The organism is Desulfoprunum benzoelyticum, assembly GCF_014201505.1.
In the GTDB taxonomy this organism is placed as follows: Bacteria; Desulfobacterota; Desulfobulbia; order Desulfobulbales; family Desulfocapsaceae; genus Desulfoprunum; species Desulfoprunum benzoelyticum.
In genome coordinates this window covers 67678-87970 of record NZ_JACHEO010000014.1, presented here as the reverse complement: position 1 = coordinate 87970, position 20293 = coordinate 67678, and the positions used below count along the sequence as shown (strand labels likewise).

17 protein-coding genes are annotated in these 20293 nt (G+C 56.6%); all 17 read left to right on the top strand.

Annotation, left to right across the window (positions count from 1 at the left end):
- Positions 1 to 52 precede the first annotated feature (52 nt).
- The 17 genes from HNQ81_RS12070 to HNQ81_RS11990 all read left to right on the top strand — a co-directional run bounded on the left by HNQ81_RS12070 (position 53) and on the right by HNQ81_RS11990 (position 20179).
- On the top strand, positions 53 to 2062 hold the full coding sequence (locus HNQ81_RS12070) for an aldehyde ferredoxin oxidoreductase N-terminal domain-containing protein (RefSeq protein WP_183351552.1): 2010 nt from the start codon (positions 53 to 55) through the stop codon (positions 2060 to 2062).
- A 2-nt stretch (positions 2063 to 2064) separates the two neighbouring features.
- Positions 2065 to 2607: a 4Fe-4S dicluster domain-containing protein gene (locus HNQ81_RS12065; RefSeq protein ID WP_221270868.1), complete on the top strand. Its 543-nt coding sequence runs from the start codon at positions 2065 to 2067 to the stop codon at positions 2605 to 2607.
- Positions 2608 to 2641: 34 nt separating this feature from the next.
- Positions 2642 to 5740: an FAD-dependent oxidoreductase gene (locus tag HNQ81_RS12060; RefSeq protein ID WP_183351551.1), complete on the top strand. Its 3099-nt coding sequence runs from the start codon at positions 2642 to 2644 to the stop codon at positions 5738 to 5740.
- Positions 5741 to 5761: 21 nt separating this feature from the next.
- Positions 5762 to 6628 carry a hydrogenase iron-sulfur subunit gene (locus tag HNQ81_RS12055; protein ID WP_275888817.1) on the top strand — a complete coding sequence of 289 codons (867 nt, stop codon included), beginning with the start codon at positions 5762 to 5764 and terminating at the stop codon, positions 6626 to 6628.
- Positions 6625 to 7074 carry a GNAT family N-acetyltransferase gene (locus HNQ81_RS12050; protein ID WP_183351550.1) on the top strand — a complete coding sequence of 150 codons (450 nt, stop codon included), beginning with the start codon at positions 6625 to 6627 and terminating at the stop codon, positions 7072 to 7074. The genes HNQ81_RS12055 and HNQ81_RS12050 overlap by 4 nt, the downstream gene beginning before the upstream one ends.
- Before the next feature lie 148 nt (positions 7075 to 7222).
- Entirely contained in the window at positions 7223 to 7906 is a 684-nt protein-coding gene (locus tag HNQ81_RS12045; protein ID WP_240191678.1) for an enoyl-CoA hydratase/isomerase family protein, read from the top strand.
- Positions 7891 to 8718: a formate dehydrogenase accessory sulfurtransferase FdhD gene (locus HNQ81_RS12040; RefSeq protein ID WP_205240203.1), complete on the top strand. Its 828-nt coding sequence runs from the start codon at positions 7891 to 7893 to the stop codon at positions 8716 to 8718. Before HNQ81_RS12045 ends, HNQ81_RS12040 begins: the two co-directional genes overlap by 16 nt.
- A gap of 34 nt (positions 8719 to 8752) precedes the next feature.
- Positions 8753 to 9829 carry a 6-hydroxycyclohex-1-ene-1-carbonyl-CoA dehydrogenase gene (gene had / locus HNQ81_RS12035; protein WP_420842282.1) on the top strand — a complete coding sequence of 359 codons (1077 nt, stop codon included), beginning with the start codon at positions 8753 to 8755 and terminating at the stop codon, positions 9827 to 9829.
- Positions 9830 to 9855: 26 nt separating this feature from the next.
- On the top strand, positions 9856 to 11001 hold the full coding sequence (gene oah, locus HNQ81_RS12030) for a 6-oxocyclohex-1-ene-1-carbonyl-CoA hydratase (RefSeq protein ID WP_183351547.1): 1146 nt from the start codon (positions 9856 to 9858) through the stop codon (positions 10999 to 11001).
- Between the two features lie 19 nt (positions 11002 to 11020).
- The gene (locus tag HNQ81_RS12025) at positions 11021 to 11770 is read left to right on the top strand and encodes an SDR family oxidoreductase (RefSeq protein ID WP_183351546.1); all 750 of its coding nucleotides are present in this window, start codon (positions 11021 to 11023) and stop codon (positions 11768 to 11770) included.
- Positions 11771 to 11859: 89 nt separating this feature from the next.
- Complete coding sequence (locus HNQ81_RS12020; RefSeq protein ID WP_183351545.1) at positions 11860 to 13029, top strand: thiolase C-terminal domain-containing protein; 1170 nt, start codon at positions 11860 to 11862, stop codon at positions 13027 to 13029.
- A gap of 13 nt (positions 13030 to 13042) precedes the next feature.
- The gene (locus HNQ81_RS12015) at positions 13043 to 13474 is read left to right on the top strand and encodes a Zn-ribbon domain-containing OB-fold protein (RefSeq protein WP_183351544.1); all 432 of its coding nucleotides are present in this window, start codon (positions 13043 to 13045) and stop codon (positions 13472 to 13474) included.
- A gap of 258 nt (positions 13475 to 13732) precedes the next feature.
- A complete protein-coding gene (locus HNQ81_RS12010) occupies positions 13733 to 15247 on the top strand; it encodes an ATP-binding protein (RefSeq protein WP_183351543.1) in 1515 nt (504 codons plus the stop codon).
- A 12-nt stretch (positions 15248 to 15259) separates the two neighbouring features.
- A complete protein-coding gene (locus HNQ81_RS12005) occupies positions 15260 to 16627 on the top strand; it encodes a sigma-54-dependent transcriptional regulator (RefSeq protein ID WP_183351542.1) in 1368 nt (455 codons plus the stop codon).
- Between the two features lie 84 nt (positions 16628 to 16711).
- The gene (locus HNQ81_RS12000) at positions 16712 to 17125 is read left to right on the top strand and encodes a VOC family protein (RefSeq protein ID WP_221270867.1); all 414 of its coding nucleotides are present in this window, start codon (positions 16712 to 16714) and stop codon (positions 17123 to 17125) included.
- Between the two features lie 246 nt (positions 17126 to 17371).
- Positions 17372 to 18910: a benzoate-CoA ligase family protein gene (locus HNQ81_RS11995; protein ID WP_183351541.1), complete on the top strand. Its 1539-nt coding sequence runs from the start codon at positions 17372 to 17374 to the stop codon at positions 18908 to 18910.
- Positions 18911 to 18946: 36 nt separating this feature from the next.
- Positions 18947 to 20179 (top strand): hypothetical protein, encoded by a 1233-nt coding sequence (locus HNQ81_RS11990; protein ID WP_183351540.1) that lies wholly within the window; start codon positions 18947 to 18949, stop codon positions 20177 to 20179.
- The last annotated feature ends 114 nt before the right edge of the window (positions 20180 to 20293 follow it).

Genomic DNA, 20293 nt, shown 5'->3' with positions numbered 1-20293 from the left:
CTGATTTACCGGTAAATCTCAAGTAAACTAGCGACAGTACAAGGAAAAGACAATGAGATACGCAGAGACTGGATATAATCTGGAGATTGATCTGACCCGCGGCAATATCGAGCGGGTTGCCAGCAATCCCGAGGACAGCCAACTGTATCTGGGGGGATTGGGGACCAACGCCAAGATCATGTGGGACCGGGTAGCCCCGGAAGTAGAAGCCTTTTCGCCTAAAAACCTGCTGATTTTCGGCACCGGTCTTTTGTGCGGAACACCGGCCATAGGCTGCAACCGGACTATCGTCACCACCATTTCGCCGGTGAATCAGTTGCTGGCCTTTTCCATGATGGGCGGATTCTGGGCCCCGGAATTGAAGTATGCCGGTTATGACAAGGTAATCCTTCGCGGCAAATCTCCCGACCTCGTCTACATATGGATAAATAACGACAAGGTTGAGATCCGTGACGCCTCTCACCTGAAAGGCAAAGGCGCCATTGAAACAGCAAAGCTGATTTGCGATGAGCTCAACGAACCCAAGGCCCAGGTCGCGGCCATCGGCATGGCGGGAGAGAATCGGGTCTACTTCGCCTCTATAGAACAAGGTCGCTCCAGTGCCAGTCGCGGCGGACTCGGGGCGGTAATGGGTGACAAGGGAGTAAAAGCCATTGTCGTCCGCGGGACCAAGGATATTCATACAGCGAAGCCTGCTGAATTTATTGGCCTCTGCAACGAGGTTTTGCAGTACATCCAGTTCCGTGAAAAGAATCCGATCCCTGGAGTCATGGCCATCCTTTCGGGACTGGGATCGCCCCAGGAGATGAAAACCCACGATGAGAAGTGGCATACCGAAAATTTCATGTGGGGCAATTCACGCGAGCGTCGTAAAAATTTCTGGACCGATCAGATCGCCGAGGATTGGACATCAACCATGGAGGGCATGCAGACACGTTTGATCAGCTGCTACAATTGTCCGATGAAATGTGGCGCGACCATTTCGCCACCGGATAAGCCGACATATATGATGAAATGTTTCTCCAAACTCACCTACACCATGGCGGCTTTTTCCGACCTGCAGTTCGGCCTAGGGATTGCCCAGGCCGCCACCGAGCATGGGGTTGACGGATTTTCCGCCCCGCAGGTCATGGCCTTCGCCCTGGAGCTTCTGGAGGCCGGGATCCTGAGCAAGGATGATTTCCCGGGGATGCCCGACGACAACGAAGGGCGGTTTTACTGGCTGCTCGACCACATCGTCCGGCGGGAAGGAATCGGCGATGTGCTGGCCAACGGCACCTACTGGGCCGCCAAGCAGATCGGTAACGGAGCTGAGAAGTATGCCCACAACAATATAAAAAAGACGGAGCAGCTGCCTCTCAAGTTGTCCATGCTCAACCCCATCTATTTTCTGATGTACGCAACCGGCGAGAAACTGAACATCACTCAGATCGAGGGACAGTTCCCGCAAGCGCCATTCCCCACCCGCGAAGAGCGGGAGACTTTCGTCAAGGACTGGTTCCAGGTACCGGACGAAAAATTCAAGCAGTATTTCCTGGACTGGGAACTGCGCGGGGACAATTCGATCCCGTTCTACCCCACCCCGGCGATGTGCTGCGATATCGTTGATTGGCAGGAACGGATGCACTACATCGACGATGCTTTGGGTATGTGTGCCGGTTTGTCATCGTTTCCGCTCAAACCGCCCTACCATATTCACAACTATCCAAAATTCATTTCCGCCGGGGCTGGATTTGCCATGGACGAAGAGAGCTTGACGAAGGCAGCCAAGCGCTATCGTACCCTGGTGCGGGCCATCAACACCACAAGAGGTGTGCGCAGAAAAGATGACAAGCCACCCGAAAATCATTGGAAGAAGCGCTTCCCGGAACTTGAAAAAGAGCTTTTAGACACCTACTACGCATTTAAAGGATGGAACGAGCAGGGTATCCCCACCGAGGAGTCGCTGCGCGATCTGGGACTGGACTATGTCTATGAAGAGTTTCAGAAGCGCGGCATCTATTCGGAAAATGAGGATACGCCTTCCGAGACGACCCCGGCCGAGACCGGCAAGGAGGTGTAATTTTGGCAACTGAAAAAAAGATCGTCAAAACAATTAAAATAAATGCTGACCTGTGCAACGGTTGCCGTGCCTGTGAAATGATCTGCTCGGCCTTTCATGCCCTGCCCAAATACAGCAGCAACAACCCGGCCCGATCCCGCATCCGGGTCATTCGTCACCCGCTGGAAGACATCTACGTGCCGGTGTACGCCGGCGAGTCGGCCGGGGCCGAATGCGCCGGGCGGGACAAGTACATCATCGACGGCAAGGAATACGAGGAATGCGCCTTCTGCCGGTCTCCCTGCCCCTCCCGGGCCGAATTCAAGGAGCCCGATTCCGGCCTGCCGCTCAAATGCGACATGTGTGAAGGCGAAGACGAGCCCCTGTGCGTCAAATGGTGCATCACCGACGCCCTGATCGTCGAGGAGCGCGAGGAAGAGGTCGAGATCGGCGATCCCCAGGAGGAACTGGAGATCGGGCTGGCGTCGTTGATCGAAAGACACGGCAAGCAGAAGGTCATGGATTCCGTGGCCAGAATGTCCGCCTCGACAAAAGATCTCAAATAACGCTTCTAATCCTTCGAAAAAAAGGAAATAAACCGTGGAAAACCAATTGATTGCACAACCCAGTGATGGTTTCGCCCAAGGCAACTTTGGAGACGTCATCGTGGTCGGCGGCGGAATCAGCGGCATTCAGGCGTCGCTGGATCTGGCCACGGCCGGCTTCAAGGTCTACCTGATCGAAAAGGGGCCTGCCATCGGCGGTCACATGGCGCAGCTGGACAAGACGTATCCGACCAACGACTGCTCGATGTGAATACTTTCACCGAAACTGGTCGAGGTCGGCCGGCATCCCAATATCAAGGTTCTTACCTATACTGAAGTTGACAGCGTTCATGGCGAGGCAGGCGATTTTACCATCCAGCTGACCAAGAAACCGCGTTACATCATCGAAGACAGATGCACCGGTTGCGGCGTCTGCGTCGAGTATTGCCCAGTAGAGTATCCCGATCAGTACAACCAGGAGATCTCCGACAACAAGGCCGTGCATATCTACTTCGCCCAGGCCATCCCGTTGATCACCTACATCGATGAGAGCTGCCTGTACCTGAAGGAAAAGAAATGCCGGATCTGCGAGGGGGCGTGCAAGAACGACGCCATCGACCTGCACCAGACCCCGGAGAAGATCGAGTTGAAGGTGGGGGCGGTCATTCTCTCCCCCGGCTATGACGTCTTCGATCCCAAAGTCCGGGACGAGTATGGCTACGGCCGGCTGCAGAACGTCGTCACCGGCATGGACTACGAACGGCTGATGTGCGCCACCGGTCCGTACGAAGGCGAGATCCTGCGCGCCTCGGACAGACGTCATCCCCATAACGTCGCCTGGATCCAGTGCGTCGGCTCCCGCCGCGATACCGCAGGCGACAACGGCTACTGCTCGTCGGTCTGCTGCACCTACGCCCAGAAACAGGTCATCCTGACGAAGGATCACAACAGCGAAACTCCCTGCACGATCTTCCACAACGATGTCCGCGCCTACGGCAAGGGCTTCGAGACCTTCTACCAGCGGACCCAGCAGCTTCCGAACGTCCGCTTTATCCGCAGCTACGCCTCCATCGTCGGCGAAGACCCGGAGACCAAAAACGTCATCGTCCGCTACGCCACGGCCGACGAGGGGGTCAAGGAGGAACAGTTCGAGATGGTGGTCCTCTCGGTCGGGCTCAACCCGCCCAAGGATTATCAGGGCCTGGCGAAAAAGTTCGGCATCGAGGTCAACGGTCACGGCTTCTGTCAGATCGACTCCGCCAACCCGATGGCCACCACCCGGCCTGGGATCTTTGTCAGCGGCGCCTTCCAGGGGCCGTTGGATATTCCGGAATCGGTCTTTACCGCCAGTGCCGCCGGTGCTCAGTGCGGCGAGCTGCTCAACTCCCGCCGGGGCCGCTTGACTACCGAAAGAGTCTACCCTCCGGAGACCGACAACACCGCGGCAGAGCCGCGTATCGGTGTGTTCGTCTGCCACTGCGGCGCCAATATCAGCCGGGTGGTCGACGTTCCGGATACGGTCGCCTACGTCCAGACGCTGCCCAATGTGGTCCATGTCCAGAACCAGCTGTTTTCCTGCGCGACCAACTCGATGAAGGCGATCGTCGATACCGTCAAGGAGAAGTCGCTCAATCGGGTGGTGATCGCCGCCTGTAGCCCGCGGACGCTGGAAGCACTGTTCCGCGACACCCTGCAGGAAGCTGGGATCAACAAGTACTATCTCGATATGGCCAATATCCGCGAGCACTGCTCCTGGTGCCATGCCCGCGAGAAGGAGGCGGCCACGGCCAAGGCCAAGGATATCGTCCGCATGTCGGTGGCCCGCTCCATCAAACTCGAACCGCTGCAGGAATTCGACCTGCCGGTCAACAGAGCGGCCCTGGTGGTCGGCGGCGGTCTGGCCGGCATGACCTGCGCCCTGTCGATTGCCGATCAAGGCCACGACGTCTACCTGCTGGAGAAAGAGGCCGAACTGGGCGGCAACGCCCGCCGGCTGCATTCCACCATCGACGGGAAGAACGTCCAGGCCGATCTTACCCGACTGATCCGCAGGATCTACCGTCATCCGGCGATCCACGTCTACAACGAGGCGGTGATTACCGAGGCCACCGGTTACATCGGCAACTTCGTGACCCGGATCACCTCGGAGCGGGGACCGGCGGTCATCGAGCACGGGGCCGCGGTCATCGCCATCGGCGCCGAAGAGTACAAACCCACCGAGTACCTGTACGGTCAGGACGACCGCGTCCTGACCCACCTGGAGCTGGGAGAACGCCTCGCCAAAAGCGATGCGGCCGTCACCGGGGCCCAGGGCGTGGTGATGATCCAGTGTGTCGGCTGCCGCAACCAGGACCGCAACTACTGTAGCCGGGTCTGCTGCAGCCACAGCGTCAAGAACGCCCTGCAACTCAAGGCGATCAACCCGGAGATGGACGTCGTCATCGCCTTCCGGGATATGCGGACCTACGGCTTCAACGAAAACTACTACCGTGAGGCCTCCCATCAAGGCGTGCGCTTCATCCGCTGGACTCCGGAAGATCCGCCGACGGTGGAGGCGGCCGAGGCCGACGACGGCCGGGCCGTGCTGCAGGTGGCGGTGACTGACTCGATCCTCGGCAGCAAGATTGCCTTCGACGCCGACCTGGTGGTCCTGGCCGCGGCCATTGTTCCATCGCGCGGCGCCCAGGAGATTGCCAGCCTGTTCAAGGTGCCGCTGGGACCGGACGGCTTCTTCCAGGAAGGCCACGTCAAACTCCGGCCGGTGGAATTCGCCACCGATGGCGTCTTTCTCTGCGGCATGGCCCACTATCCCAAGCACATGCCCGAGGCGGTCAACCAGGCCTACGGCGCGGCCGGCCGGGCCCTGACCCTCTTGTCCAACGACATCGTCACCGTGTCCGGGGCGGTTTGCGAGGTCAACGAGAAACAATGCATGGGTTGCGGCGCCTGTGTCGAGGTCTGCACCTACGATGCCATTGAACTGCGCAAGACCAGGCAGGGAGAGAAGGCAGTCGTCAACCCGGTGATCTGCAAGGGAGACGGGCTGTGCAACGCCGTCTGTCCCACCGGGGCAATTGTCCTGAAACATTTCACCGACCTGGAGATCGAAAGCCAGATCGATGCGCTGCTTCCCGAACCGATAGAAGTACAATGACAAGCAAGGAGAGAACAAACCATGAGTAAAGGACACATGTTCACCCCCAGAATCATCGGGTTTGTCTGCCACTGGTGAGTATACGGGGCGGCTGACCTGGCTGGAGTTTCCAGACTGCAATACTCGACGAATATGAGGCTGGTTCGCTTGATGTGCTCGGGCCGGGTTGATCTGGCGCACATCCTGAGGGCCTTCGCCAAGGGAGCGGATGGTGTCTTCATCGGCGGATGCCGGCTGGGTGAATGCAACTACATCACCCATGGCAACTATCATGCCCTGAACCTCGCCCTGCTGAGCAAAAAGATCTTTGAGCATATCGGCCTCAATCCCCGGCGGCTGCACATTGCCTTCATGTCGGGCGGTGAAGGCAACCTGTTTGCCTCGGAGGTGGACGGTTTCTGCAAAACGATCAAGGAGCTCGGTCCCATCGGTCAATCCGAGGAAATCTCGCCGGCCCGGCTGGAAGAGGTCATGTCCGATATCACCCGGCTGGTCCCCTATATCAAGATTGAAAAACACGAAAAACTGACTGTCTGCCTGGAGGATGAAACCACCTACGAAGATCATTTCAGCCTCGACGAGATCAAGCGGCTGTTCGAAGAGGTGGCTTCCTACTATATCGACCCGGCCAAATGCCAGGCGTGCATGATCTGCGCCCGGAGCTGCCCCGTCGAGGCCATCGACGGCGGCAAGGGCGTGGTCCATGTCATCGATCAGGACAAATGCATCAAATGCGGCACCTGCCTCAACGCCTGTCCCTCCCGGTTCGGTGCGGTCACCAAGATCGTCGGCGGCCCGGTACCGGCGCCGCTGCCGCTGGACCAGCGAACCATCGTACGCAAGGGCGGTAAAGAGAAAACCACTTCGACTGAAAAGGTGCTCCCATGACCGAAGATACCATTACCACACGACTGATGACGGAAAACGATCTCGAGGCCATCCTCAAGATCGATGAGAAAATTGTCAAGACTTCTCGTCTTGAATATTACCAGCTCAAGTTTGAACGACTTTTCTCCTCCAAAGATTATCTGCCCACCTCGTTTGTGGCCGAAGACAATGGCGTCGTCATCGGCTTTCTGATGGGCGAGCTCTACATGGGACAATTCGGTATTCTGCAGGAAGTCGCGAGTATGGATACCATCGGTATCGATCCCGCCTATCAGCACCGGGGAGTCGGGAAAAAATTGATGGACGAATTCATCGATCATCTGCGCCAGATCGGGGTCAACAAAATCAACACCCTGGTCGATTGGAATGATGCCGGATTGATCCATTTTTTCAGTGCGAATCAATTCAGTCCATCCAAAACCATTAATCTGGAACGCAATATATAGAGCAGGTCATCTCCCAACAGCAGCGATCCTTTTCAAAAATCTAGAATCAAAGGGTAAGAAAATCATGGAGCTTACGTATCATCAGTTGACACAGGAGAACGGAATAGCCCGGATCACATTCAACCGTCCGAAACACAATGTGTTGAACATGGCTATGATGCAGGAATTGACCGCCATATTGGCGGATCTCAACGCCGATGCCGAGTTGAAATGCGTGGTCATCGCCGCCCAGGGGGCCAGTTGGTGTGCCGGAGTGGAAGTCCTCGATCACAAGCCTGATCTGGCTCCGGACATGATTCGTATCTTCGACGCCCTGCTCAAGCAGATTCACGCCCTCTCCGTCCCCTCCATCGCCGCCGTCAACGGCGCCTGTCTGGGAGGCGGGATGGAAGTCGCCATTGCCTGCGATATGGTTGTGGCCGCCAGATCGGCAGTATTCGGCCAACCGGAGATCAAACTGGGTTTTCTGCCGCCCTATGCCGCAGTCCGTCTGCCTCGTCTGGTAGGTCCTTCGCGGGCGATCGAGATCTGCACGACAGGAAAACGCTACAGTGCCGAGTCAATGCAGCAGATGGGCGTCGTCTGCGATGTATTCGACGACGATGCCTTGGAAAAAGGGGTGGCCAATTTGACGAAGGAAATTCAGCACGCCAGTCCGCTGATCATCCGACTCAACAAAAAGGCGGTCAATCAGCATGTCGGGATGGCGATCGATGACGCGATGGAAAGCGTCAATGATATATTCCTCAACCAATTGATGCACACTGAAGACACCCTCGAAGGCCTCAAAAGTTTTGAAGAAAAACGCCGACCCGAGTGGAAGAACAGGTGATCGGTTACCGTCCCCGCATGACCGATGCCGGGGTGCGGCCGACCCATACCGTTTCGGTGATCAACGAAAAGGGTGAGACGAAGCAGGTCGAAATTGCCGGTGAATTGCCACTGACGATCCAGGTCGATGGTCATGAAATCGTCACCCTGATGACGCTCGGCACCCAACCGGAGTTGCTGGCGCTGGGGTATCTGCGCAACCAGCGCCTGATCACCGAGATCGAGAACATCGAATCAGTCCGGGTCGATTGGTCGACGGAGTCCGTCTCTATCCAGACAAAAGACGGTACCGGCGGCCAACTCCAGGAGAAGCTGACCGGACGGACGGTTACCACCGGCTGTGGTCAGGGAACCGTCTTCAGTTGCATGATCGACGGGCTCTATGCCGTCAAACTGCAGCCCATCGCCCTGCGCCAGTCGCAGCTGAGCCGGTTGATGAAGTCGCTCGCCCCGTACAACGAGATTTACCGATCGGCCGGGGCGGTGCATGGCTGCGCGCTGTGCAGCGACGGGAATGTGGAGATATTCGTCGAAGATGTCGGCCGCCACAACGCCGCCGACACCATCGCCGGGAAAATGTGGCTGGAACGGATCAGTGGCCGCAACAAGGTATTTTACAGTACCGGCCGCCTCACCTCGGAAATTGTCATGAAGGCTGCGTTGATGGAGATTCCGGCCATCATCTCCAGGTCAGGCATCACGCACATGGGACTGCATCTCGCCCAGGATCTTGGCATGCTGATGATCGCCCGCATGAAAGGCGATAAATTTCTCATTTATAACGGACAAGAACATTTCATTCATGATTTGTAACCCCTATGAACATCAAAAAAGATAAGGAGCAGTCATTATGACAACAATGGTATCCTGGCAGATGGTCAGCCCCAAACAACCGCTGGAACGGGTTGAAGCCCCCCTCCCTGAGCCGAAGGCCGGCGAAGTACTGCTGAAAGTCAGCGGCTGCGGAGTGTGCCACACCGATCTGGGGTTCTACTATGACGGTGTTCCGATCAAGTCATCTCTGCCGCTGACCCTGGGACATGAAATCAGCGGTATCGTCGAGGCTACCGGCCCGGGCGCCGAAGCATGGGCCAAATGCGCCGTCGTGGTCCCGGCAGTCATGCCCTGCGGCGAATGCGAATCCTGCAAGGAAGGCCGCGGCAACATCTGCAGCTTCCAGAAGATGCCGGGCAACGACATCCAGGGTGGCTTCGCCAGCCACATCGTCGTGCCGGCCAAGCAGCTGTGCAACGTCCCGGTCGACGAAAACATGAAACCGATCAGCGCCACCGGCATCACCCTGGAGGAGCTGTCGGTCGTGGCCGATGCCATCACCACTCCCTATCAGGCCATCATCGAGGCCGGTCTGTCCGAGAAGGACCTGGCCGTGTTCATCGGCGTCGGCGGCGTCGGCGGTTTCGGCGCCCTGCTGGCCAAGAGCTTCGGGGCCGCGGTGGTGGCCATCGATGTCGATTCGCAGAAACTCGAAAACCTGTCCTCCTATGTCGATGCGACCTTCAATGTCAAGGAGATCCCCTTCAAGGATCTGCGCAAGAAGGTGTACGGCGTGGCCAAGGAGACGGGGCGATCGACCACCCATATCAAGATTTTCGAGACCTCCGGCACCGCCGCCGGCCAGAAGACCGCCTTCGGCCTGCTGACCTTCGGCGCCCACCTGTCGGTCGTCGGCTTCACCCTTGACACCGCCGAACTCCGTCTCTCCAACCTGATGGCCTTCAATGCGACGGCTCGAGGCAACTGGGGCTGCGTGCCGGAATACTATCGACCGGTCGTCGACCTGATCCTGGCCGGCAAGATGGATCTCAAACCGTTTGTCAAGACCTTCCCGCTGGACTCCATCAACGAGGTGTTCGAGATGGCGCACCAGCGCAAGATCAACCAGCGTCCCATCATGGTACCGTAACATCAAAATTAAAAAGAGGATAGAGCATGAGTAAAACGGATGAAGTTATCGCCAAAACGGCACCGGAGCATCTGATTGATCACAACCTGATCGATCGGGACGTGGAAAAACTCTGCGACGGCATGGTGTTATATGAGAAGCGACCGGCAAAACGTCTTGATGGCAGTGTGGCCGAAGGTTTGTTCAATGCCTGGATAATTTTCAACAACCCAAAACAGTACAACTCCTATACAACGGATATGGTGAAAGCCACCATTCTCGCCTTTCGCCGTGCATCCGTTGACCGTGAAGTCAACGCCGTGGTCTTCACCGGTACTGGCGACAGAGCATTCTGTACCGGAGGAAACACCAAGGAATATGCCGAGTATTATGCGGGCAATCCTCAGGAATATCGGCAGTACATGCGACTGTTCAATGATATGGTTTCGGCGATTCTTGCTTGCGACAAGCCGGTAATTTCCCGGGTTAATGGCATGCGGATCGGCGGGGGCCAGGAAATCGGCATGGCCTGCGACTTTACCATCGCCCAGGATCTGGCGAATTTTGGTCAGGCCGGTCCCAAGCACGGTTCGGCTGCTATCGGCGGTGCAACCGACTTTTTACCGGTGATGATTGGCTGTGAGCAGGCCATGATCTCCGGCACGCTCTGTGAGCCGTTCTCTGCTCATAAGGCGGCACGGCTTGGCATCATTGGTGACCTGGTGCCCGCGTTGAAGGTGAACGGCAAGTTCATCGCCAACCCCATGGTTATTACCGATCAGATGCTCGACGAATACGGTCGGGTGATCCATGGCGAGTTTAAGACCGGCGCTGCACTCAAAGAAGGTCGGGCTTTGCTCAAAGAAGGCGTTGTTGACCTCAGTCTGTTAGACCAGAAGGTTGAAGAGATGTGTGCTAAACTCCTCGAGACCTTCCCCGAGTGTATGACCAAGAGTCTTGAAGAACTGCGCAAACCGAAGCTGCAGGCCTGGAATCAGAATAAGGAAAACTCCCGGGCCTGGTTGGCGTTGAATATGATGAATGAAGCCAGGACAGGTTTCCGCGCTTTTAACGAGGGAACCAAAGAGACCGGTCGTGAAATAGACTTTGTCAAACTTCGCCAGGGGTTGGCAAAAGGCGTTCCCTGGACCGATGAGCTGATCGAGAGTTTGATGCCGACTGAGAAAAAATAACAATATTAGAGAGAAAACTATGTTACTGGAAAATAAGAATGCCATCGTCACCGGTGGCTCCCAGGGTATCGGCACCGCCGTCTCCCTGATGCTGGCCAGGGAAGGCGCCAATGTCTGCCTGACTTACCGCAGCCACAAGGAAGAGGCCGAAGCGATCGTCAAAGAGATCGAAGGCATGGGGCGCAAGGCGATCTGCGTCAAGTGCGACATCGCCTCCTTCACCGAGTCCGAGGCGGTGGTCAAGGCCGCCCTCGAGGCCTTCGGTCGCGTCGACATCCTGGTCAACAACGCCGGGATGAACTGGGACGGCGTGTGCTGGAAGATGACCGAAGAGCAGTGGGATCGGGTCCTGGAGGTCAACCTCAAGGGCTACTTCAATTTCACCCGCCACACCGCTCCGCTGCTCAAAGACCAGAAGTACGGACGGATCGTCAACGTTACCTCGATCAACGGCCTGCGCGGCAAGTTCGGCCAGTCCAACTACAGCGCCTCCAAGGCCGGCATCATCGGCTACACCAAAGCGGTAGCCAAGGAACTTGGGGCCTTCGGGATCACGGTCAACGCCGTCGCTCCCGGTCTCATCGAGACCCCGATGCTGAAGGAATCCGAGGCCCGCGACAAGATCGTCGATATGGCAATGGCCGAGATCGTCCTCAAACGGGTCGGCGAGCCCGATGACCTGGCCAACCTGATCGCCTTCCTGGCATCGGACAAGGCCAAGCATATCACCGGCGAATGCATCAAGGTCGACGGCGGCCAATACATCTAACACCCCGCAGGGGGGTATGAGCGCCTTGCGCCGGGTGTTTTCTGAACACAGATGCCAGGCCGGGCGCTCGTCTCAAAAAGGACACAGCTATGAAAAAAGTAGCCATAATAGGTGTTGGGCAGAGTAAATTTGTCCGTAATTATCCGGGATCGATCAGGGAACTGGCGTTCGAGGGCTTCAAGGAGGCTATCACCGACGCCGGGATCACCGCCAAGGATATCGATGCCTCGATCCTGTGCTCGGCCCCGGAATATGACAAGCAGCGGTCACCGTCGGCCGTCGTGGCCGAGTACCTCGGCCTCAACCCGCAGCCGACCTTCTATATCGAAACCCTGTGCTCGTCGTCGAGCACCGGCCTCAAGATGGCCTACGCCATGGTGGCCTCCGGCCTCCACGACGTCGTCGCCGTCATCGGCCTGCAGAAGATGTCGGAGATCTCTTCGGCCGAGAGCCAGGAACGGATGGGCCGCGGCGCCGACATCCAGTGGGAGAGCCCCTTCGGAACGATGATGCCGGCCTATTACGCGATGCACGCCCAGGCCCATATGGACAAGTACGGCACCACCCCCGAGGATCTGGCGGCAGTACGGGTCAAGGCCTCCACCTACGGCCAGCTCAACGACCGGGCAGTCTTCCGCAAGGCCGTCGCTCTGGAAAACTTCACCGATCCCAAGAACATGATGTCGGGCCCGGTCTCCAGTCCGCTGCGGGTCGGTGATTGCTGCGCCAACGCCGACGGCACCTCGTGCCTGATCGTCGCCAGCGCCGAAAAGGCCAAATCGTTCAGCAAGAAACCGGTGTGGATCAAGGGGATCGGCACCGCCAGCGCCAGCGTCAACCTGGCCGGCCGGGATCGTCTCTTTGCCCTGAAGGCGGCGGAACAGGCGGCCAAAGAGGCCTACGCCATGGCCGGAGTCGGGCCCAAGGATATCGATGTCGCCGAGGTCCACGACTGCTTCACCATCGCCGAGCTGCTGGCCTACGAGGCCCTGGGATTCGCCGAGCCAGGCGGGGCCAAGGAGCTGATCCGGGGCAAAGAGACATATAAAGAGGGAAGCATTCCGGTCAACGTCGACGGCGGCCTGCTCTCCAAAGGCCACCCGATCGGCGCCACCGGCGGCAGCCAGGTCCGCACGATTGTCCTGCAGCTGCGGGGTGAAGCCGGCGACATTCAGGTCAAGGATCCGCAGATCGGCTTGGTGCACAACATCGGTGGGGTGGGCATCTACGGCAACGTAACCATTCTTGGCAACGAGTAATCTGGAGGATGAGATGAGTGAAAAAAAGGAAGATGTCCGCTTCGGCAAATTCGGCACGGTGAGCTTCACCAAGACAACCCGGGTCAACGATTTCATCGACCACCTGGAAGGCGGCAAGGTCATGTATACAGTCTGCAAAAGCTGTGGGGCGAAATTTTTTCCACCCCGGGCCGACTGTGCGGCATGCCTGTCGAGCGACATGGAGTGGCGCGAGGTCAGCGGAACCGGCAAGCTGGTATCGTACAGCCAGCTCCAGTACGCCCCGGTGGGCTTTGAAAAAGACGTTCCGTACAGCATCGCCATGCTCGACTACGGCGAATATCAGGTTTTCGGACGTCTCGATGGCGATCTCGACCTGGCCGAGGTTAAGATCGGCATGCCGATGAGCACCGTCGCCAATCACCTGGCCAACGGCCAATTGAACTATATTTTCAAAAAAGCGTAGCGACGGCCCCTTGCATCTTTTTCGTCAAGTGATCTGGAAGATCAGTGTTTCAGTTTCTCTTTCAAATTTTGACAAAACCCCCTGCCCTGCTCCAGCCGTTTGTGATACGCGGCCAGAGGACTGTGTTTGACAGGTGCAGGGGCGAGAGATGTATCCCTTTTACGCATAGCGGCCACCGGAAGATAGAGTGACACCTGTCTTCCGAGTGGCCGTCCATTCATTGTTGGACCAACAGCCTTCTCCACCGGAAGAGCTCCTATGAGATCTTCACTGATCGCCATTTTTGACGATAATAAACCCGCCATCATTGCAGAATGGGTTCATTCGCTCAGGACCCAGGTCAGCGAGATGTATGCCAATCGGCCGGAGGAGGAGATTACCGCCACAGTAACGGAGGCCTACGAGGCATTCATAACCGCATTGTTTGTCAATGATTTCAGAAGCATCAACAGCTTTATCGAAATGATCGCGCGAATGCGGCTGATGACCGGCTTTCCTCTCTCCGATGTCCAGATGGCCTTCGAGTTGTTCCGCAGCATTTCCATTCCCCTGCTGATCAAAGAAATCCCGGGCGACGAATTGCAGGATGCCATCCAATCCATCAACCAATGTCTGACCCATACCATCCATCGGTTCAGCGACCTGTTTCAATCAATGCAGCAGGAGAAAATTCTCAAGCAGAATCAGTTTCTGGAAGAACAGGTGCGCCTTCGCACAGCTGAATTGAAGGAGTCGGAGCAACGGTATAAGATTTTGGTTGAGGAAATCAATGACGGCTTTTTCGTCATTCACGATGAGGTTCTGGTCTTTGTTAATTCCGCGCTCGGACTGATGCACGGCTACCAGCCCTCGCAGATGATCGGCCAGAAGTTCTGGGGCTTCGTCGATCCACGCCACCGCAAAAAGGTCAAGGCATCCTATTTTCGCAAACTGGCGACCAAGGATCCCCTACCGATGCTCGAATATCTGCGCCTGGCCCGCAATGGCGAAAGCTACCCCACTGAAATTTTTTCCAAGGTCACCGAATGGAACGGCAGGGTTTCCGTCATCGGCATCTGCCGCGACATCACCACCCGCGTTGAACTGGAGCAGAAAATCCGTGAATCGGAACGGATGGCAGACATCGGCCGGATGACCACCTCGCTGTCGCACGAGATCCGCAACCCCTTGTCGGCGGTGCAGATGAATCTGCAGATCCTCAAAAAGAACCCTCTCCTGCAGGGCAACGATCAGAAACGAGTCGATATCTCAGTCCGGGAGGTCAAACGTCTCGAAAAGATTCTCCAGGAACTGCTCGATTTCGCCAAACCCATCCGCTTGAATGTCAGGCAGGAGTCGGTGAACGACCTGCTGCGGTCTTCGATCGAACTGCTGGAAATGAAACTGGAGGCGGAGAACATCATCCTGAGGACCGACCTCGATCCCAACCTTCCCCCGATGACCATTGACGGACAACTGCTCATCCAGGCCGTTCTCAACCTGCTGCTCAACGCCGTCGAGGCCTCGTCGGAGGGCAAGAAGATCCATCTGCGCAGCCAGTACGACAAGGAACTCGGAGAGATGGTGGAAATCATGGTTTCCGATGAGGGGCCGGGAATCCCCGAGAAGATCATCGGCGATATTTTCAAGCCGTTCTTCACCACCAGGGCCAGGGGCACCGGGTTGGGACTCAACAACGTCAAACGTATTGCCGAGGCCCATATGGGCCGGGTCGAAGTGCGCAATGGATTTCCCAACGGCGTCTGCTTTACCATCCAGATCCCGGTGCAATAAGAGGACGGTGCGATGAAGCTGAAGATCCTGCTGATCGATGACGAGATATCCATCCTGGAAACCCTGGAGATGTTTTTCACTGAAAAGGGCCATCAGGTGATGAAGGCGGAAACCGGCGAAACCGGGTTCGCCCTGTTCCGTGACCAGCTGCCGGATATCGTCATCATCGATATCCACCTGCCCGACGGCAACGGACTGGAGATCCTGAGCCGGATCCACAACGAAGGCCATCTCGCCAAGGTCATCATGATCACCGCCTATCACGACATGGCCACCACTATCGAGGCGATGAAATCAGGCGCCTTCGATTATATTCACAAGCCGCTGGACGTCGATCTGATCGAGGATGCAATCCAGCGTGTTACCAGCATCCTCGAGGCTGAGCAGGAGGAGAAGACTTTTGGCCTGCCCCAGTCGAAGGATTTCAATCCGAACCTGATCATCGGCAACAGTGATCAGATGCGGAAGATCTTCAAAACCATCGGCCTTGCCTGTCAGAAACGGACGACTGTTTTGATCCAGGGCGAGACCGGCACCGGCAAGGAAGTCGTCGCCCGGGCCATTCACCGCAACAGTATTGCCGCCAATGAACCGTTCGTCACCCTCGATTGCAGCTCGGTGGTCACCAACCTGATCGAAAGCGAGTTGTTCGGCCACGTGGAAGGGGCGTTCACCGGGGCCAACCGCACCCAGAAAGGCAAGATCGAGCTCGCCGGCAACGGCACCCTCTTTCTGGACGAGATCGGGGAGCTGGCCTATGAAGTGCAGGGCAAATTGCTGGGGTTTCTTCAGCGCCATGAATACATGCGGGTGGGCGGCCAGGAGACCCTGAAATCCAACTGTCGCATCATCGCCGCCACCAACCGCGATCTGTTCAACATGGTCAACCAGCACGAGTTCAGGCGCGATCTTTTTTACCGCCTGCGGGTGGTCATCATCCAACTGCCGCCGCTGCGCGAACGGCTGTCGGACATCGACGACCTGGTCGATTATTTCCTCCAGAAAATCAATCTGAGATTGAATACCGAGGTCCTGCACTTCCAGGCCGGCGTCCTGGAGCGGTTGAAGGTCCATCAGTGGCCGGGCAACGTCCGCGAACTCGAGAATGTCCTGATCGAAGCGGTGGTTCAGACGCGGGGCAGTGTTCTGCTGCTCAACGACATCGACAAGATCCTGCGCAAGTACCGGCAGACCGAAGAATCCGACAGTTCCATCCGTTCACTGGTCAGCATCGAAAAAGAGCATATCAAGAACACCCTGGATGCCTTGAACTGGAGACGAACCGAGGCCGCCCAGCGGCTTGAGATCTCCCTGCCCACACTACGGAGTAAAATTCAGAAATACAATATCAAGCCACCGGATGGCTGTTCGTTCCATTGACCGTCAACGCCGGATACCCCGGCCACTTTCGCCCCGGCTGCCGGAAACCAGGCGGTCAGCCGCTGCCCACGGAGGATATCGCCGATGATCGGCATCAATAAAATCGACCATATCTGTATCGCGGTTCGGAACCTGCAGGAGGCTAAACAGAGGTGGGGACGACTCTTCGGCAAGGCCGAGCCCGACCTCGAGTACAGCTTCGCCGAGGAGGCCATCGAAGTCGCCAGATATAACGTGGGCGAGGTGGGGTTCGAACTGATACGCTCCACGAGAAGCGGCAGTCATGTCGACAAATTTATCGACAAGCATGGCGAGGGAGTCATGCTCATCTCCTTTAAGGTGCCGGACACGGCAGCCGCCATCCCGATCCTCAACGCCAACCATTACGATATGATCGATCAGAAACCACGGGTATGGGAAGGCTCACACTATGCCTTTCTCCAGCCGGGAGCACTCAATGGGGTTCTGGTTGAAATCATCGATGGCGGTCGCAAATAAAGGCATCTCCAGATAAAGACTTTTCTCCCTAAGAAAAAAACTTTCCCCACGGTCGATGAGATGCCAATATCAACCTTCCTCTGATTTCATCCTATCTTCCTATAATCATTACCTTTATAAATTTCTCCAGCTGAATTTCACCATTTTTTTTTCTGGCCCGATTATTGCTTATTAACGGGTGTAGTGCACACCACCCGTTGCCCACCAGGGCATTGTCCAACTAACCAGGCACATGGAGGAAAAAAAATGCATGTTGAATTGAATCTCCCTGAAACGTTCAACGCCGCCGACTACTTCGTCGACAGAAACATCCGCGAAGGCCGAGGCGATAAGACCGCGGTTCTCTGCAGGAACAAGGCCTTTACCTACGCCCAGATCCAGGAAGGGGTGAATAGAGTTGGCAATGCCCTCAAGGGGCTGGACATCGAAATGGAAAATCGAGTCGCCCTGTTGCTGCTCGATTCCGAGGTCTATCCCCAGGCCTTCTTCGGGGCCATCAAGATCGGGGCGGTCCCGATCTGTCTCAATACCTTGATGAAATCAAAGGATTATCTCTATTTCCTCAATGACAGCCGAGCAAAGGCCCTGATCATCGATGCCGATCTCTACGAGAAGTTCGAACCGATCAAAGACAAACTCCGCTTCCTGAAGCATGTCATCGTGGCCGGTGGTGAGACTCCCGCCGGCGCCATTGGTTTCGATGCTTTCGTTGCCGGGGCTTCCGCCGAGCTCGAGGCGGCCCCGACCACCCCGGACGATGCCTGCTTCTGGCTCTACAGCTCGGGCTCCACCGGCCAGCCCAAGGGAACTATCCACCTGCAGCATGATATGGTCTATGCCGCCGAGACCTATGGCAAACTGGTCCTGGGAGTCAAGGAAGACGATATCTGCTTCTCGGCGGCCAAGCTCTTCTTCGCCTACGGCCTCGGCAACGGCCTGTATTTCCCCTTCAGCGTCGGCGCGACCTCCGTCCTGATGCCGGAGCGGCCGGTCCCGGAATCAGTCTACCGCACCATCGCCCACTACCGACCAAGCCTGTACTTCGGCGTCCCCACCCTCTACGGCTCGATGCTGCAGGACGAGGGCAGTCTCGACGGGGTCAGGCTTTGCGTCTCCGCCGGCGAAGCCTTGCCGGCCGAAATCTTCAAACGCTGGCTGGAGCGGCACGGGGTAGAGATCATCGACGGCATCGGTTCCACCGAATTGAGCCACATCTTCATCTCCAACGTCCCGGGCAAGGCCAAGCCGGGAAGTTCGGGCAAAATCGTTCCCGGCTATGACGCCCGCATCGTCGATGAAAATTTTCAGGACGTACCGAAGGGAGAGGTCGGCACCCTGCTTGTCAAAGGCGACAGCGCCGCTGCCGCATACTGGAACAAGCACCAAAAGACGAAAAGCACCATGCTGGGCGACTGGTTGAATACCGATGACAAATACGTTCTGGATGACGAAGGCTACTTCTACTACATCGGTCGGACCAATGACATGCTCAAGGTGGGTGGAATCTGGGTCTCTCCGGTCGAGGTGGAGGCCTGCCTGATCGAGCACCCAGCGGTGCTCGAATGTGCCGTCGTCGGGGCGACGGATGACGAAAATCTTGTCAAACCAAAGGCGTTTGTTGTGTTGAAACGTGGCTACAATCCGGACGATCAACTGAAAAAGGATCTCAAGGAGTATGTCAAAAAAACGCTCGCCCACTACAAATATCCTCGTTGGATCGAGTTTGTCGATGATCTACCCAAAACCGCGACCGGAAAGCTCAAGCGCTTCGAGTTGAGAGCATAGAATGCTTACCTAACAACAAGACAGGTGAAAACAGTTATGGATGAATTTATCGAGAAACGCAGTTTCAGCAGCTTGATCACAACGGGAATCGTTGCCGCTGTGGCCTGCTTCATCCTGAGCCTGATCTATTGGCCGGTCTGGGGATGGATTTCTAAAACCATTATTCTGGCCTTCGGCGCACCGGGTCTGCAGGAGGTGGATGCCAAAACAACCGGAAAATTTGTCCAGGTCTTTGCCGAGGCGACGTTTTTCTGGATGGTCATCAACGCCTGGATCTGGCAGGCCCTGCTCTTTGGTGGTTACGGTAAGTACTCGATGACAAACCGACAGCCCTGGGCCGGAATCTGGTATTCCGCAGTCGGTCTAATCGTTGGTGTGGTAGGTTTTCTGGTCATTGTCGGGCTGAGCGGGCTGTGGTGGAAACCATTCAGCCTGGCAACACTTTTCCTGCCCCAGACCGCTGAACAGGTCACACTGGCCATTGAAGGGTGGGAGGCCAGCAACTTCTACGCCCTCCCCGTCATCATGGCCAATATCGGTTACGCCGCCTTGTTTCACAAATGGCCCTTTGCCGGGAACATCAAGGCGCCATGGGATAGTGTGGGAGCCTGGTCTTTGAGCTCGTATTTCTGCTTTCTTGCCTGGTTCGCCCTCATTATTCCGAGTTTCTTTCATTTACAGATCGGCGAACACGAAGTCGTCTCCAAACCCATGGGATCCTGGCCAACTTTTGTCGCCTATGCCCAATGCTTTATCTGGTGGTTCCTGATTCCAGCAGAGGGCGGCGAACACTATCCCATGAAATTCTTTGCCAAGAAACAACCCTGGATGGGGATCATCGGCCTCATCATCACCATTGTCATGGGGTTTGTGCAGTTAAAAGTCCTGCAAACGCTCATCCATCCATTAAATCTGCTGCCCGGTGCGCCTCCGGACGTCGCCGTTGCCTCGATTGCCCTCTCCGTAGTAATCGCCACCCTGCTGTGGCACCATGTGTTTGATGATTGGCCAACGGCGGCAATGGTCGAAAATCAGGCCCTGCGAATTTTTATCCGCATCGGCATATGGTGGATCGTGGGTCTTGGATTCGGATTTTTCTGGATAAAGGCATTCAAGTACATCCCGTTTGGCGGTACCGACCTGGGTTGGGGCTACCCGGTCATGGGAGTTCTGGCAGGTCAATTCGTCTGGCTTATGTGCTTTTTGTATTACAACACCTTTTTCGACAAATGGCCGCTGGTCAAAAAAGTCCCTGCGAAAAAGCGGTAAGACGGCCGCGGTAAAGGTCCCGTGGAAGTTTCGACGGGTGTTGGCAAAGAACAAAGTGCAAAGACCATCCACGCCACAACGTGGATGGTCTTTGCCGGGAGGTCGAACTCGGTG